General features: G+C 73.4%; 5 protein-coding genes. 4 read left to right on the top strand and 1 reads right to left on the bottom strand.

Annotated features, from left to right (window positions below):
- Nucleotides 1-116 precede the first annotated feature (116 nt).
- Nucleotides 117-905: a type I methionyl aminopeptidase gene (gene map / locus NZH93_RS01965; protein ID WP_259621115.1), complete on the bottom strand. Its 789-nt coding sequence runs from the start codon at nt 903-905 to the stop codon at nt 117-119.
- 96 nt (nt 906-1,001) lie between these two features.
- Here map and NZH93_RS01960 point away from each other — a divergent pair, with 96 nt between their 5' ends.
- The 4 genes from NZH93_RS01960 to NZH93_RS01945 all read left to right on the top strand — a co-directional run bounded on the left by NZH93_RS01960 (nt 1,002) and on the right by NZH93_RS01945 (nt 17,357).
- On the top strand, nt 1,002-1,268 hold the full coding sequence (locus NZH93_RS01960) for a helix-turn-helix domain-containing protein (protein ID WP_259621114.1): 267 nt from the start codon (nt 1,002-1,004) through the stop codon (nt 1,266-1,268).
- Nucleotides 1,269-1,613: 345 nt separating this feature from the next.
- Nucleotides 1,614-1,820 carry an MbtH family protein gene (locus tag NZH93_RS01955; RefSeq protein ID WP_308214155.1) on the top strand — a complete coding sequence of 69 codons (207 nt, stop codon included), beginning with the start codon at nt 1,614-1,616 and terminating at the stop codon, nt 1,818-1,820.
- A gap of 477 nt (nt 1,821-2,297) precedes the next feature.
- Entirely contained in the window at nt 2,298-3,632 is a 1,335-nt protein-coding gene (locus NZH93_RS01950; RefSeq protein WP_259621112.1) for a serine hydrolase domain-containing protein, read from the top strand.
- 75 nt (nt 3,633-3,707) lie between these two features.
- On the top strand, nt 3,708-17,357 hold the full coding sequence (locus NZH93_RS01945; protein WP_259621111.1) for a non-ribosomal peptide synthetase: 13,650 nt from the start codon (nt 3,708-3,710) through the stop codon (nt 17,355-17,357).
- The last annotated feature ends 11 nt before the right edge of the window (nt 17,358-17,368 follow it).

Below are 17,368 nucleotides of genomic sequence, written 5' to 3'. Positions count from 1 at the left end.
AGGGGAGGTGAGGGGAGATGAGGTTGGTCCTCACGTCGAGGTTCGTCGTCAGGCTGTGCTGCTGCGCCTTTCTCGTCGGGTTCGTCGCGGGCGTCCTGCTGTGAGGGCGCCCGCGGCTAGCGCGGGGACGCCGCGGCGTGCTTCGACGCCGTGAGCACGAGCGGGGCGCCGTCGGTGACGGCGATCGTGTGCTCGCTGTGCGCGGTGCGGGACCCGTCGGCGGAGCGGATGGTCCAGCCGTCGGGGTCGTAGACGATCTTGTCGGTGGTGCGGGCGAACCAGGGTTCGACCGCGAGGGTCAGGCCGGGCTGGAGCTTGAGCCCGCGGCCCGCGCGGCCGGTGTTCGACACGTGCGGGTCCTCGTGCATGGTGCGGCCGATGCCGTGGCCGCCGAACTCGGTGTTGACCGGGTAGCCGTAGTCGGCGGCCACCCCGCCGATCGCCGCCGAGATGTCGCCGAGGCGGTTGCCCGGCAGCGCGGCGGCGATGCCCGCGGCGAGCGCGCGTTCGGTGGCCTCGATGAGGCGCAGGTCCTCGGCGCGCGGGGTGCCGACGACCAGGCTCCGCGCCGAGTCCGCGGCCCACCCGTCGATGGTCACCGCGATGTCCAGGGTGAGCAGGTCGCCGTCGAGCAGCGCGTAGTCGTGCGGCAGGCCGTGCAGCACCGCGTCGTTCACCGCCAGGCAGATGACGTTGCGGAACGGGCCCCTGCCGAAGGACGGCGCGTAGTCCCAGTAGCAGGACACGGCGCCCCGCTGCGCGATCAGGTCGCGGGCGCGGTGTTCGAGGTCGAGCAGGTTCACCCCCGGCTGGGCCCGCTGCGCGAGGTCGTCGAGCAGGTCGGCGATGAACGCGCCGGTGACACCCATCGCCGCGATCTCCTGCGGCGTCTTCAGTTCCAGCACCGGTCTTGTCCTCCTGGTAGGTCGCTGTTCGGTATTAAAATACCACCCTAGCGGACGCGTCGGTATTTTCATACCGGGAGCGGGTAGGCTGTCGGCGTGGTGCGCCTCCCGTTGACCCCGGAACAGCTCGCGGCGGGCAAGCGCCTGGGCGCGTACCTGCGCCAGGCGCGGGGCGAGCGCACCCTCGCCGAGGTGGCGCGCGAGGCGTCGATCTCACCCGAGACGCTCCGCAAGATCGAGACCGGTCGACTGGCGACCCCGGCGTTCTCCACGATCGCCGCGCTGGCCCGCGCACTCACCGTCCCGCTGGACGAGCTCGCGCACATCTGCCTCGCCCACGTCGACCTGGAGAAGACCGGCTGAACGCGGTTCGACCGCCTGGCCGAATGACTGTGCCGAATGGTCTCCTTCGGCGGGACAACGTGTTGTTCCTGTGTGAAATAGTCGGCGTTAAATACATGTGAGTGATGCTCGGTCGAGGTGCGTTCCCGTCCTGCCGGGCGGCTAAACATTTAATTCCTTGATGCCGAATTATTGGGACTCGGGCGCAGGCTCGTCCTTTCGGCGGTAGCTGTGGCGGATTGGGCGCGGCACCGTATTCTGGTCTGTGTTCACCACCGGATCGCCCGTGGGGTTTCTCCGTGTTCACTCGCCGGGCCCCGGCGTGTCCGGTGTCATCCGTGATCGTCGATGGAGAAGGAGTGCGTCGTGGACGACAACACCACCTACCAGGTCCTGGTCAACGATGAGGAGCAGCACTCGTTGTGGCCGCTGGGGAAAGAACTGCCCGATGGTTGGCGCAGTGCGGGAAAGGAGGGGTCCAAGCAGGAGTGCATGGACCACGTGGACGAGGTGTGGATCGACATGCGGCCGCGCAGCCTGCGGGAACGGATGGCCCTGGACCCGCGGGTCTGACGCCCCGGCCTCGAGTGCCGAGATCCTCCGCGACGCGATGACCTGGTGTCATCGCGTCGCGGGCGTCTGTGCCGGTGGTCCGCGCCGCGGCTTGGTCAAACATGGCGTTCGAGTGAAAACGACTGTCTCGCGCTTACCTTCCGTGCGATTCCACTAAATGTGGACTAATGGCGAAGTTCTCTTCTCGCGGCCCGTAACCTCGATCGCTCGGGCTCGTTGGAGATTGAGTAGAGGGCGGCTGATCTTTTCTTTGCCGGATGGAATCCAGCAAATAGGAACTCATCGGCATGGAGGCTCGTCGAAGTGGGTACATGACGACGTCGGACCTTCGCCCACCGATCGTGGGCGAACTTGTCCGAAGGAATAATTTACTTCCGAGTAGGTCGGTGTCAGAAGTGCGTGGACCAGTGGCACGCGCGTTTTCGCCGTGGACGGATCGGCGGAAACGCGCGGAGACCACCGTGAGGGAGGGGAATCGTGGAAGGCTTGCACAGGGCTCTGGAGAGATCGGCCCGCGAGAACGACGTACCGGGTGCGCAACTCGTCGTGTGGCACGGCGGTGACGCCTCGGAGTTCGAGTTCGGCGAGGAACGGCACGGCACGGGACGCGCGGTGGCGCGGGACAGCAAGGTGCCCATCGGCTCCATCACGAAGGCCTTCACCGCGACCCTGCTGATGGTGCTGGTGTCCGACGGCGACGTCGAACTGGACGAGCCGGTCGCGGAGTACCTCCCGGAGGTGCGGCAGGCCCGCGGCGGGATCGCCGACCTGCTGACGGCCCGCCACCTGCTCAGCCACACGGGGGGACTGCACTCGGAGGTGACGGCGTCCCCCGACGGCCGCTCACCGCTGGCGGCCTCCCTGCTCGACGTCGTGCAGGCACCCGGCGCGGGCTTCTCCTACTCCAACGCCGGGTACGCCCTCATCGGCCGCCTGATCGAGGTGGCGACCGGGATGACCTGGTCGGAAGCGGTCCAGACCATCCTGCTCAAGCCGCTCGGCATCAACCTCGGCTTCATCGCGGGCGCCGACCCCGTGCTCCCCGCGGCGCCCTCGACGGCGAGCGGCCACACCGTCAACCGGGCCCTGCGCCTGGTCCGCCCGGTCGAGCAGGAGCTGATGTCGGTGGAGGCGCCCGCGGGCGGCCTCGCCGCGAGCGCCGCCGACCTGGTCGAACTCGCGAAGATGCACCTGCGCCCCCGGCACGGCGGCAGCGACCACGGCCTCGTCACCCCCGACCACCTGGCCGAGATGCGCCGCCCGGTCCCCGGCGCCGAACCGTTCGGCCTCGCCGACGGCTGGGGCCTCGGCTTCGCGCTGTTCCGCGGTGGTGGCACCCGCTGGCTCGGGCACGACGGAACGGCCGATGGGACGTCCTGCCACCTGCGCCTCGACCCCGAGTCGGGCACCGTGGTGGCCCTCACCGCGAACTCCGCCACCGGCTCGGCCCTGTGGCGCGAACTCCTCCCCGAACTGCGGTCGGCGGGCGTCGACATCGACGAGCCCTCCGCGACGATCGACGCCGAACCGCGCACGGCGATCCCGCGCGAGTGCACCGGCACCTACGTCAACGGCGACATCGCCTACTCGGTGGTCGTCCGCGACGACGAACTCCACCTGGTCGTGGACGACGAACCGGCCGCGCGCCTCGCGGTCCACGACGGGTTCGTGTTCTCCGTGACCGACCTGGCCAACGGCGCGACCGGCAACCCCGGTCGCTTCCTGCGCGACCCCCGCAGCGGTCGGATCGACCGCATCCAGATCGGCGGGCGGGTCGCGGGCAGGCAGCGGAACGGACGCGAAGTGGCCTGACGGCCCGGCACGGCTCCGAACGCACACCCCCCTGGTCCCGTGGCGCTGCTGCGCGCCCGAAAAAGGTTGGACGGCATGACGATCCCCCGCACCGCTCCCGCCGCACCGGTGGCAGGCGGTCAGTTGTCCCCCGAACCCCACGACCTCGCGCCCACGGGCGCCACCGTCCTCGACCTGTTCGCCGAACAGGTCCTGCGAGACCCCTCCGCCACCGCCGTGGTCGCGGACGGCGCGCGGTGCTCCTACGGCGAGCTCGACGCGCGCTCCGACCGGCTCGCCCGGCGCCTGCTGCGCCTCGGGGTGCGGCCGGAACGGCCCGTCGGCGTGCTGGCCGAGCGGTCGGCGAACCTCGTGGTCGCCCTGCTGGCCGTGCTGAAGGCCGGTGGCGCGTACGTGCCGCTGGACTCCCGCGCGCCGGACGAGCGGATGGCGACGATCCTGGCGGAGGCCGGGGTGTCGGTGCTGCTGACCGACGGCACGTGGCGGACGGCCGCCGAGCGCGTCCACGGTGGACACCTGGTCCTGCTGGACGAGGACGAGGCGGAGGACCCCGTCGACGTACCGGTCGTGCTCCCGGACAACCTCGCGTACGTCGTCTTCACCTCGGGGTCGACCGGGGTGCCCAAGGGGGTGGCGGCGCGGCACCGCGACGTGGTCGACCTCGCCCGTGACGCGCGGTTCGCCAACGGCGCGCACGACCGCGTGCTGGTGCACTCGCCGGTGGCGTTCGACGCGTCGACCTACGAGGTGTGGGTGCCGCTGCTCAACGGCGGCGCGGTCGTGGTGGCGCCTCCCGGTGACGTGGACGGGCGGGTGCTGCGGGAGGCGGTCGACCGGGACGGCGTGACGGGGGTGTTCCTGACCACGGGCCTGTTCCGGTTGCTGGCGCAGGAGGACCCGGCCTGCTTCACCGGGCTGCGCGAGGTGTGGACCGGTGGTGACGTCGTGCCCGCGGCGGCCGTGCGGCGGGTGCTGCGGGCCTGCCCCGGAACCGTCGTGGTGGACGTCTACGGTCCGACCGAGACCACTACGTTCGCGACCTCGCACCCGCTGACCGACGTCGACGCCGTCCCCGAGGTGCTGCCGATCGGCACCGCGCTGGACGGCATGCGCCTGCACGTGCTGGACGAGGACCTGCGCCCCGTGCCGGAGGGCGTGACCGGTGAGCTGTTCATCGCGGGCGCGGGCCTCGCCCGCGGGTACCTCGACCGCCCCGGCCTGACCGCCGACCGCTTCCCGGCCGACCCGTTCGGCGGGCCGGGGGAGCGGATGTACCGGACCGGCGACCTGGTCCGGTGGACGCCCGAGGGCGCCGTCGACTTCGTCGGCCGCGCGGACGACCAGGTCAAGGTCCGCGGTTTCCGGATCGAGACCGCCGAGGTCGAAGCCGTGCTGGCCCGCCACCCCGGTGTCGCGCAGGCCGCCGTCCTGACCAGGGTCGACCGGACCGGCACCAAGCGACTGGTCGGCTACGTCGTCGCGAACGGCGGACCGCCGCCCTCCGACGACGACCTGCGCGAGGTGGTGCTGCGCTCGCTGCCCGACTACATGGTGCCGTCGGCGTTCGTGGCACTGGACCGCCTCCCGCTGAACTCCAACGGGAAGGTCGACCGCAAGGCACTGCCCGAGCCCGAGTGGCACGCGGACCGTCGCGGCGGGCACGTCGCGCCCCGGACCCCAGCCGAGAGCGCGGTCGCGAGCGCCTGGGCCGAGGTGCTCGGGCTGGCCCCCGACGGGGTCGCCGCCGAGGACGACTTCGTGTCCCTCGGCGGCGACTCCATCCAGGCCATGCGGGTGGTCTCCCGGCTGCGGTCGGCGCTGGACGTGCCGCTGTCCTCTCGGGACCTGTTCGACGCGCGGACCGTCGCGGGCCTCGCCGCCGTGGTCGCCGCTCGGCGACCCGTCGACGCGGAGGACCGGATCGCTCCGGCCGCGCTCGACGGCGTGGTCCCGCTTTCCCCCGCGCAGCAGCGGTTGTGGTTCCTGCACCGAGTCGACCCGACCGCCACCGACTACAACACCGGCGTCGGACTGCGGCTGTCCGGACCGCTTGACGTCGACGCCCTGCGGACCGCGCTGGACGGTCTGGCCGCGCGGCACGAGGCCATGCGCACCACCTTCGACGAGGTCGACGGCGTCGGCGTCCAGGTCGTCGCTCCACACGGGACGGTGCCGCTGCGCGTGGCCGACCTGTCCGGTGTGGCGCCCGACGAGCGGGACGACGCCCTCGACCGGCTGTGCGCGGAGGAGTTGACCACGCCGTTCGACCTCCGGGTCGGCCCGCTCGCCCGTGCCGTGCTCGCCAGGTTGGCCGACGACGAGCACGTGCTGCTGCTCGACCAGCACCACATCGCCACCGACGGCTGGTCCCTCCGGGTGCAGGTCGACGACCTGCTGGAGCTCTACCGGTCGGCCGTGCGAAGAACCCCGGCCGACCTCCGGCCCCTGCCCGTGCGGTACGCGGACTTCGCGGTGTGGCAGCGCCACCGCCTCGACGACCCGGCCGTGGCCGGGGAACTGGACCACTGGCGGAGCAGGCTCGCCGACCTCGAACCGCTCGACCTGCCGACCGACCGGCCCCGCCCCGCCCGGCGCACCACGGCGGGCGCCGTGCACCGCGAGTCGCTGCCCGCCCCGCTGGTGGCCCGGCTGACCGAGGTGGGCCGGGACAGCGGGGCCACCCTCTTCACCACGCTGGCCGCCGCCGTGCAGGTGCTGCTGGCCCGCTACACCGGGCGGCGCGACGTGGCCGTCGGCACCGCTTCGGCGGGCCGCGGCAGGCCCGAACTGGACGACGTGGTCGGGTTCTTCGTCAACACGCTCGTCCTCCGGTCCACAGTGGACCCCGCTCTGCCGTTCGACGAGTTCCTGGCCGACGTCCGGGAAACCGTGCTCGACACGTTCGCCCACGACGAGGTGCCCTTCGACCGGCTGGTCGACGAGCTGCGACCGGACCGCGACCCCAGCCGCACGCCGCTGGTCCAGGCGCTCGTCCTGCTCCAGCAGCGGATGGTGCGGCCCACCACCGTCGACGCGCTGCGCGTGGTCGAGCACCACCTGCCCCGGCCGCGAGCCCGGTTCGAGCTGCTGGTGGAGTTCTGGCCCGGCGACGACTCGCTGGACCTCTCCGTGGAGTACAACACCGACCTGTGGGACGCGGCCACCGTCGAGCGGATGGCCGGACACCTGCGGGTGCTGCTGGAGGCGGTCGCCGCCGACCCCGGTCGGGCGCTCGGCGACCTGTCGCTGCTCGGACCGGCCGAACGCCACCAGGTCCTGGAGGCGTGGAACGGCACCCGCCACGACCGGCCGCCGACCACGATCACCGCCCTGTTCGCCGACCGGGTCCGCCGCGCGCCCGATGCCCCGGCCGTCGTCACCGACGTCACGACACTGACCTACGCCGAGCTGGACGCGCGCGCCAACCGCCTCGCCCACCACCTCCTGCGCCACGGGGTGCGCGTCGGGGACCCGGTGGCGCTGCTCGTCGGCCGGTCGGCCGACCTCGTCGTCGCCGAGTTGGCCGTGGTCAAGGCGGGCGGGGCCTACGTCCCGCTCGACACGAGGGCGCCCGCCGAGCGGTTGGCCGTGCTGCTGGCCGAGAACGGCGCCGGGGTGGTCGTCACCGACGGGACGTGGTGTGACACCGCGCGGGAGGTCCACGACGGCCGCGTGGTCGTGCTGGATACCGCGGACCTGGCCGCGGAGCCCGCCGAGGCGCCCGACGTGACGGTGCGCCCGGACGACCTGGCGTACGTCATGCACACCTCGGGGTCCACCGGCGTGCCCAAGGGCGTGGCGGTGCGGCACCGCGACGTGACCGACCTCGCCCGCGACGACCGGTTCTCCGGCGGGGCGCACGACCGGGTCCTGCTGCACTCCGCGCCCGCGTTCGACGCCACCACCTACGAGCTGTGGGTGCCGCTGCTCAGCGGCGGCTCCGTCGTGGTCGCCCCGGTGGGGGACCTCGACGCCGACGTGCTCCGCGACCTCGTCACCCGGCACGACGTGACGGGCCTGTGGCTGACCGCCGGGCTGTTCCGCGCCGTCGCGCAGGACGACCCCGGCTGCCTGGCCGGGCTGCGCGAGGTGTGGACCGGCGGGGACGTCGTGCCCGCGCCCGCGGTCCGGCGGGTGCTGCGGGCGTGCCCCGGAATCGCCGTGGTCGACGGCTACGGCCCCACCGAGACCACCACCTTCGCCACCGCGCACCGGATGACCGACCCCGACGCGGTCCCGGACGTCGTGCCCATCGGCCGCCCGCTGGACGGCATGCGCGTCCTCGTGCTGGACGAGTCGCTGTCGCCCGCCCCGGTCGGTGTGCCCGGCGAGCTGTTCATCGCGGGCGCCGGGTTGGCGCGCGGCTACGCGGGTCGTCCTGGCCTGACCGCCTCCCGGTTCGTCGCCGACCCGTTCGGGGCGCCGGGGGAGCGGATGTACCGCACCGGCGACCTGGTGCGCTGGCGGGCCGACGGGACCGTGGAGTTCGTCGGCCGCACCGACGACCAGGTCAAGATCCGGGGGTTCCGGGTCGAGCCCGGCGAGGTCGACACGGCGTTGTCGAGGCACCCCGCCGTCGCCCAGTCGGTGACGGTCGTGCGCGCCGACGACACCGGGCGCAAGCGCCTCGTCGCGTACCTGACCGCCGAGGGCGCACCGCCGGACTTGGCCGGGCTGAAGGACTTCCTCGCCCTCGGGTTGCCCGACTACCTCGTGCCCTCCGCGTTCGTCGTCGTGGACTCGTTGCCGCTCAACGCGAGCGGCAAGGTCGACCGGCGCGCGCTGCCCGAACCGGAGTGGGCGGCGGGCACCACCCACGTCGCGCCCGCCAACGGGCCGGAGACCGTGCTGGCCGGCATCTGGGCCGACCTGCTGGGCGTTGACCGCGTCGGTGCCCGCGACAACTTCTTCGAGCTGGGCGGCGACTCCATCCTGAGCATCCAGGTGGTGTCCCGCGCTCGCCGGGCCGGACTCGCCCTCACCCCCGGCGACCTGTTCCGGCACCCCACCGTGGCAGCCCTCGCGGCCGTCACCACCACGGCCGGCCGCTCCGAGACCGACCAGGGCGCGGTGTCGGGCGACGTCCCCCTCACCCCGGTGCAGCGGTGGCTGTTCGCCACGAACCCCGACCACCCCGAGCACTTCGACCAGGTGCTGACCGCCGACCTGGCGGAGGACGTCGACGTCGACGCGCTCCGGCGGGCGTTGGCGGCGCTGGTGGAGCACCACGACGCGCTGCGGATGCGGTTCGAGCGCACCGGGTCCGGGTGGCGGCAGCACAACGCGCCCGACGAGCGGGGCGAACTCCTGACCACGCGTCGCTCGGCGGGGTTCGACCTGGCCGCCGGTCCGCTGCTCGAAGCCGTGCTGGACGGCCGGGTGCTGCGGCTGGCCGTCCACCACCTCGTCGTGGACGGCGTCTCGTGGCGCGTCCTGCTGGAGGACCTCGTCACGGCCTACGACCAGGCCGCGCGCGGCGAGCCGGTCGAGCTGGCCGCCAAGACCACCTCGTTCCGGGACTGGTCGCACCGGCTGGCCCGGCACACCGCCGACGGCGGGTTCGACGACGAGCGTGACCACTGGGCCGTGACCGCGGACCCGTCGCTGCCCGTCGACCACGACGGGCCCAACACCGCCGGGTCGACTCGCACGGTCACCGTCCGGCTCGACCGGGACACCACGCGGGCGCTGCTCCAGGACGTGCCGGGCGTGTACCGCACGCAGGTCAACGACGTGCTGCTGAGCGCGCTCGGCCGGGTGCTGGCCGACTGGACCGGCCGCCGCCGGGTGCCGGTCGACCTGGAGGGCCACGGCCGTGAGGACCTGCTCAACGGCGTGGACCTGTCCCGCACGGTCGGCTGGTTCACGTCGATCTTCCCGGTCACGCTGGACGTTCCCGACGGGGACTGGGGAACGGTGCTCAAGTCCGTCAAGGACCAGCTCCGAGCCGTGCCGCGCAAGGGGATCGGCTACGGCGCGCTGCACGAGCCCGGCGCGGCCGGCCCGTCGATCAGCGTCAACCACCTCGGCAGGCTGGACTGGTCCGCCGTCGAGGGCGGTGTGCTGCGCACCGTGCGCGGCCTGGACCTCGACAGCGCGCCCGAGGCCCCCCGACCGCACCTGATCGATGTCGTCACCGCCGTCGACCGCGACTGCCTCGACCTGACCTGGTACTTCAGCGACGAGGTGCACGACGAGTCGACGGTGCGCGGGTTGGCCGAGGCGATGGCGGGGGCGTTGCGGGAGGTTGTCGAGCACTGCGCGCTTCCGGGCGCGGGTGGTCGGACGCCGTCGGACTTCCCGTTGGCGGGGTTGGACCAGGCGGCGGTGGACCGGCTGGTCGGTGATGGCCGGGACGTGGAGGACGTGTACCCGTTGACGCCGATGCAGGCGGGCATGGTCTTCCACGGCCTGGTCGACGGAGCGGTGTCCGGCGCCTACTTCAACCAGGTCCGGTTCCGGCTGTCCGGCGTGACCGACCCGCGCGCACTCGGCGAGGCCTGGCAGCGGGTCGTGGACCACAACGCCGTGCTGCGCGGCGAGGTGGTGTGGGAGGCGCTGCCCGAGCCGCTGCACCTCGTGCGCCGCGGCGTCACCCTGCCGGTGACCCACCTCGACTGGAGCGGCCTCGACGTCGACGAGGAGCTGCGAGGCCTGCTGGAACGCGACCGCGCCGCCGGTCTGGACCTCGGGAGCGCGCCGCTGATGCGCGTGGCCATCGCCCGGCTGGCGCGGGACGAGGTGCTGGTCCTGTGGACGTTCCACCACGTCCTGCTCGACGGGTGGAGCGCGGCCCAGCTCTTCACGGAGGTCTGCGAGCACCACGCGGCGCTGACCGGCGGCACGGCCGGGCCCACCGCCCGCCCCGACTTCCGCGACTACCTGCACTGGCTCGACCGGCAGGACCGGTCGGAGGCCGAGCGGCACTGGCGGCGGGTGCTCGACGGGTTCGACGAGACCACCCCGCTGCCCTACGACCGCCGTCCGGTCGAGGCGCACCGGGCGGAGTCCGGTGGCACGGTGCGGTTCGAGCTGACCGCCGAGGGCACCCGACGGCTGCGCGAGGCCGCCCAGCACCACGGCCTGACGGTGAACACCGTCGTGCAGGGCGCGTGGGCGCTGCTGCTGGCCCGGTACAGCGGCGCGGACGACGTCGTGTTCGGCACCACCGTGTCCGGCAGGCCCGCCGACCTGGCGGGCGTCGAGTCGATGGTGGGCCTGTTCATCAACACCGTGCCCACGCGGGTCGCCGTCGACCGCGGGCGCGACCAGGTGTCGTGGCTGCGCGGGTTGCAGGCCGACCAGGCCGAGGCGCGGGGGTTCGAGCACGTGTCGCTGGCCCAGTTGCGCGGGTGGAGCGCGCTGCCCGGTGGCGCGAACCTGTTCGACAGCATCCTGGTGTTCGAGAACTACCCGTTCGACGACGAGGCGATGGCCGCGCACGGCCTGCGGCTGCACGACGTGCACGCGCACGAGCCGACGAACTACGCGCTCACCGTCGTGGTGTCGCCCGGTCCCCGGCTGGTGGTCGACCTCGACCACGACCCGGCGCTGTTCGACGAGTCGACGGTGCGGCGGCTGGGACGGCACCTGCTGATGCTGCTGGACGACGTGCTGGCCGACCCGGCACGACCGGTGGGCGACCTGCGCCTGCTGGACGACGCCGAGCGCCACCGGGTGCTGGTGGAGTGGAACCCGACCGGGCGGGACTTCCCGGTGGACACCCTGCCCGCCCTGTTCGCCGCGCAGGCCGCCCGCACCCCCGACGCCGTAGCCGTCACCTGCGGGGGCGAGGGCCTGACCTACGCCGAGCTGGACGCCCGCGCCAACCGGCTCGCGCACGCGCTGGTGGAGCTGGGCGCCGAACCGGAGCGGTACGTCGCCTTGAAGCTGCCCCGCTCGCTCGACCTGGTCGTGGCCGTGCTGGGCGTGCTCAAGTCCGGCGCGGCGTACCTGCCGATCGACCCGTCCTACCCGGCCGACCGGATCTCCGGCATGGTCGAGGACACCCGTCCGGTGGCCCTGCTGACGGAGTTGCCGGACCTGTCCGGCTGGCCCGCCACCGCGCCGGAGGTGGCGCTTCGGCCGGAGAACCCCGCCTACGTCATCTACACCTCCGGCTCCACCGGCAAGCCCAAGGGCGTCGTCGTGCCGCACGCCAACGTGGCCCGGCTGTTCTCGGCGACGGACCACTGGTTCGGCTTCGGACCGGACGACGTGTGGACGCTGTTCCACAGCTACGCCTTCGACTTCTCGGTGTGGGAGCTGTGGGGTCCGCTGCTGCACGGGGGACGGCTCGTGGTCGTGCCCCACGAGGTGTCCCGGTCGCCCGCCGACTTCGGCGCGCTGCTGGCGCGGGAGCGCGTCACGGTGCTCAACCAGACGCCGTCGGCGTTCTACCAGCTCATCGCCGAGCGGCCGACCGGTCTGAGCCTGCGGTACGTCGTCTTCGGCGGCGAAGCGCTGGACGTGCGCAGGCTGGCCGCGTGGGACGGCCCCGGCGAGCTGGTCAACATGTACGGCATCACCGAGACCACCGTGCACGTCACGTGGACGCCCGCGGACGGCTCAGTCGGCGAACCCATCCCGGACCTGCGCGTGTACGTCCTGGACGACGACCTGCGGCCCGTGCCGCCCGGTGTCGTCGGCGAGATGTTCGTGGCGGGCGCGGGTTTGGCGCGCGGTTACCTGAACCGGCCCGGCCTGACCGCGTCCCGCTTCGTCGCGGACCCGTTCGGCGACTCCGGCACGCGCATGTACCGCACCGGCGACCTGGCCCGGTGGGACGACGGCAGGCTCGACTACCTCGGCCGCGCCGACCACCAGGTCAAGATCCGCGGCTTCCGCATCGAGTTGGGGGAGGTGGAGGCCGCCCTCGAAGCGCACGAGGACGTGTCCGCCGCCGTGGCCGTCGTCCGCGAGCACGCCGGGCGCGACCTCATCGTCGCCTACGTGGTCGCGGCGCGCCCGCTCGCGGACCCGCGCGGCTTCCTGTCCCGGACGCTGCCCGACCACATGGTGCCCTCGGCGGTCGTCCACCTCGACCGGCTTCCCCTGACTGGCAACGGGAAACTCGATCGCGCGGCGCTGCCCGCTCCCGAGTGGGAGGCGGCGGGCAGCCGGTACGTCGCGCCCCGCACGGAGGCCGAACGGGTGCTCGCGGAGATCTGGGAGCGGGTGCTCGGGGTCGAGCGGGTCGGGGTCGAGGACGACTTCTTCGAACTCGGCGGCGACTCCATCGTCAGCATCCAGGTCGTGTCGCGCGCCCGGCAGGCGGGGTACGGCCTGGTGCCGCGCGACCTGTTCACCCACTCGACGGTGGCGGCGCTGGCCTCCGCCGTGCCCGCCACCGCCGTCGAGCAGACCGTCCCGCAGGGGCCGGTGACCGGCGAGGCACCGCTGACGCCGATCCAGCGGTGGTTCCTCGACACCGAACCGCCGCGGCCCGAGCACTTCGACCAGTCCGTCCGGGTCGAGTTCGCCGACGAGGTCGACGTGACCGCGCTGCGGACGGCGTTGGCCGCGCTGGTGGAGCACCACGACGCGCTGCGGATGCGGTTCGAGCGCACGGAATCCGGGTGGCGGCAGCACAACGCGCCCGTCGCGCCGGTCGACGTACTGTCCGAAGTGGACAGTGCGGACGAGGTGCACCGCGGGTTCGACCTCGCCCGCGGACCGCTGCTGCGCGCGGCCCTGCTCACGTCGCGCGGGCTGTTGATCGCCGTGCACCACTTGGTCGTGGACGGCGTTTCCTGGCGGGTCCTGCTGGAGGACCTGGAAACGGCGTACCTCCAGGCCGTGCGCGGCGAGGACGTCGTGCTCGGCGCGAAGACCACGGCGTTCCGCGAGTGGGCGCTCCGGCTGGCCGAGCACACCGCCGACGGCGGGTTCGACGACGAGGCCGACCACTGGACGGGCGTGACCGGCGACCCCACCGTGCCGGTCGACCGGCACGGGACCGCCACGACCGGTTCCGTGCGCGGTGTCACCGCTGAACTCGACGCGGACCTGACCCGCGCCCTGCTCCAGGACGTGCCGGGCGTGTACCGCACGCAGGTCAACGACGTGCTGCTGAGCGCGCTCGGCCGGGTGCTGGCCGGGTGGACGGGCCGCGACCGGGTGCTGGTCGACCTGGAGGGCCACGGCCGCGACGGCGACTTCCTCGACGGCGTCGACCTGTCCCGCACGGTCGGCTGGTTCACCTCGGTGTTCCCGGTGGCGCTGGACGTCCCGGCGGGCGACTGGGGCGACGTGCTGAAGTCGACCAAGGAACGGCTGCGGGCCGTGCCCCGGCGCGGCATCGGCCACGGCGCGCGGTACGGCGGCGCGAGCCCGGCCGTGGCGTTCAACTACCTCGGGCGGTTCGACGGCTCGGCGGGCGGGACGACGTTCCGCGCGGTCGGCGGGTTGACCGCCGACGCCTCGCCCGACACGCCCCGGCCCCACCTGCTCGACGTCGTCGGCGCGGTGGAGGACAAGTGCCTCCGGCTCACCTGGTACTTCAGCGACGAGGTGCACGACGAGTCGACGGTGCGCGGGTTGGCCGAGGCGATGGCCACGGCGTTGCGGGAGGTTGTCGAGCACTGTGCGCTTCCGGGCGCGGGTGGGCGGACGCCGTCGGACTTCCCGTTGGCGGGGTTGGACCAGGCCGCGGTGGACCGGCTCGTCGGTGACGGTCGGGACGTGGAGGACGTGTACCCGTTGACGCCGATGCAGGCGGGCATGGTCTTCCACAGCCTGTCCCACGGCCACGAAGGCCTCTACACCGAGCGGCTCTCGTTCGTCCTAGACGGCGTCACGGACATCGCCGTGCTGGCCCGCGCGTGGCGGGAAGTGGTGGCGCGGACACCGATCCTGCGCAGCCGCGTCGTGTGGGAGGGCGTCGACCGGCCGGTCCAGGTGGTGTGCCGCGACGTCGACCTGCCGATCTCCGAGGTCGACGGGGGTGGGGAACTGGACCTGGGCACCGCGCCGCTGACGCGGCTGGTGCTGACCCGCGAGTCGGACACGGCCGTGCGGGTCGGGTGGACGTTCCACCACGTCCTGCTCGACGGGTGGAGCACGTTCCAGGTGCTGACCGACGTCTTCACCTGCTACGCGGCGTTCAGCGCGGGTCGTGACCCGGAACCCGCGGAGCGCCGCCCGTTCGGCGACTACCTGCGCTGGCTGTCCACACAGGACCCGCGTGAGGCCGAGGAGCACTGGCGGAAGGCGCTCGACGGGGTCACCGCGCCGACACCGCTGCCGCTCGACCGCCCGGCGGAGCAGGGCCACGCCACCCGGTCCTCCGCGTGGACCACCCTCACCCTGCCCGGCGGCGGGCTGCGCGACTTCGCCCAGCGCCACGGCTTGACGCTCAACGCCGTCGTGCAGGGCGCGTGGGCGCTGCTGCTGTCGCGCTACAGCGGGCAGACCGACGTGTGCTTCGGCTCCACCGTGTCCGGCCGCCCGGCCGACCTGCCCGGCGCGGACGCCATCACGGGCATGTTCATCAACACCCTGCCCGTCCGGACCGAGGTCCCGGAGGACGAGCCGGTCGCGGTGTGGCTGCGGCGCTTGCAGACCGACCAGGCCGAGGCCCGGCGGTTCGAGCACGTGGCGCTCGCCGACCTCCAGGCGTGGAGCGGGACCGAGCTGTTCGACAGCATCCTGGTGTTCGAGAACTACCCGGTCGACGAGGCCGCGGCGCACGGGATCGCGCTGCGCGACCTGGACGCCGTGGAGACGACCAACTACCCGCTCAGCGTCGGCGTCCGACCAGGCGAGGACCTGGAGTTCCGGCTCAGCCACGACCCGGCGCTGATCGACGCCGCCACGGTCGAGCGCGTCGCCGCGACCCTGGCCCGCGCCCTGCTCGGCCTGATCGCCGACCCCGACCGGGCGGTCGGGGAGATCGACGTCCTCGACGACGCCGACCGGCAGATCGTCCTCCCCGACCGCGTCCGCGGCACCGTCCCGGAGGTGACGGTCGCCGAGCTGTTCGCCGCCCAGGCGGACCGGACGCCCGACGCCACGGCCGTCGTCGCGGACGGCACGTCGCTCACCTACGCGGAAGTGGACGCTCGGGCGAACCGGTTGGCGCACCGGCTGATCGCGCTCGACGTCCGCGCCGAGGACCGCGTCGGACTGCTGCTGCGCCGATCGGTCGACGTGGTGGTCGCGGTGCTCGCCGTGCTCAAGGCGGGAGCCGCGTACCTGCCGCTGGACAGCCGCGCGCCCGTCGAGCGGCAGCGGCTGGTGCTGGACCAGGCTGGCAGCCGGGCCCTGATCACCGACCGCGACGGCACGCCCTTCGGCTGCCACGTCGTCGTCCCGGACGGCGAGGGCTCGGCGGAGCGGCCCCAGGTGGTCGCGCACCCGGACGGCCTCGCCTACGTCGAGTTCACCTCCGGCTCCACCGGCACGCCGAAGGGCGTCGCCGTGCGGCACCGGGACGTGGTGGCGCTGGCGCTGGACCACCGGTTCGACGGTCCCGCCCACCGCACGGTGCTCGTGCACTCGCCGCTGGCGTTCGACGCCTCCACCTACGAGATGTGGGTGCCGCTGCTGCGCGGTGGCACGGCCGTCGTCGCCCCGCCGGAGGACCTCGACGCCGACGTGCTCCGCGACCTGGTCACCCGGCACGGCGTGACCGCGCTGTGGCTCACCGCGGGCCTGTTCCGCGTGCTGGTCCAGGACTCGCCCGACTGCCTGGCGGGCGTGGCCGAGGTGTGGACCGGCGGTGACGTCGTCCCGGCGGCGGCCGTCCGCCGCGTCCTGGCGGCCTGCCCCGGCCTGGTCGTCGTCGACGGGTACGGGCCGACCGAGACCACGACGTTCGCGTCGGCCCACCGGATGACCGACCACGTGCCCGACACCGTGCCCATCGGCACGCCGCTGGACGGCATGTCCGCCTACGTGCTGGACGACCGGCTGCGCCCGGTGCCGGTCGGTGTTCCCGGCGAGCTGCACCTGGCGGGCGCCGGACTGGCCCGCGGCTACCTCGACCGGCCCGGCCTGACCGCGTCCCGGTTCGTGGCCTGCCCGTTCGGCGCGCCGGGGGAGCGGATGTACCGCACCGGCGACGTCGTGCGGTGGCTGCCGAGCGGGGTCCTGGAGTTCGCGGGCCGCGCCGACGACCAGGTCAAGCTGCGGGGCTTCCGCGTGGAACTGGGCGAGGTGGAGGCGGTGCTCGGCCGCCACCCCGACGTGGCCGGGGTGGTCGTGGTGGTGCGCGCGGACGCGCTCGGCGGCCAGCGGCTCGTGGCCTACCCGGTGCCCGCCGATCCCGGTCGTGCGCCCGACCCGGCCGACCTCGCCGCGTTCGCCGGCCGCCACCTGCCCGACTACATGGTGCCGTCGGTGTTCACCGTGCTCGACGCGTTGCCGTTGAGCACCAACGGGAAGGTCGACCGGGCCGCACTGCCCGAGCCGTCCGCGCCCGCCCCCGCGGCCCGGTACGTGGCGCCCCGGACCGACACCGAGCAGGTGATGGCCGGGATCTGGCAGGAGGCGCTGGCCGTGCCCCGCGTGGGCGCCGAGGACGACTTCCTCGCCCTCGGCGGCGACTCCATGCGCAGCCTGCTCGTCACGTCCCGCTGCCGCGCCGCCTTCGGCGTGCCGCTGACCCCGCACGACGTCCTCACCACGCGCACGGTCGCCGACCTGGCGCGGCTGGTCGAGGAGAAGATCCTGCTCGAACTCGAACGAGTCGCCTTCGATGACGGCGCCACCCCGGACCTGTGAGGAGACACCAC

It is taken from the genome of Umezawaea endophytica, assembly GCF_025061645.1.
Taxonomy (GTDB): Bacteria; Actinomycetota; Actinomycetes; order Mycobacteriales; family Pseudonocardiaceae; genus Umezawaea; species Umezawaea endophytica.
This window is presented reverse-complemented; position numbering and strand designations above follow the sequence as displayed.

Bases quoted from the DNA above. Each gene is read 5' to 3' on its own strand.
- NZH93_RS01945 (WP_259621111.1), top strand. From the start codon at position 3,708: ATGACGATCCCCCGCACCGCTCCCGCCGCACCGGTGGCAGGCGGTCAG.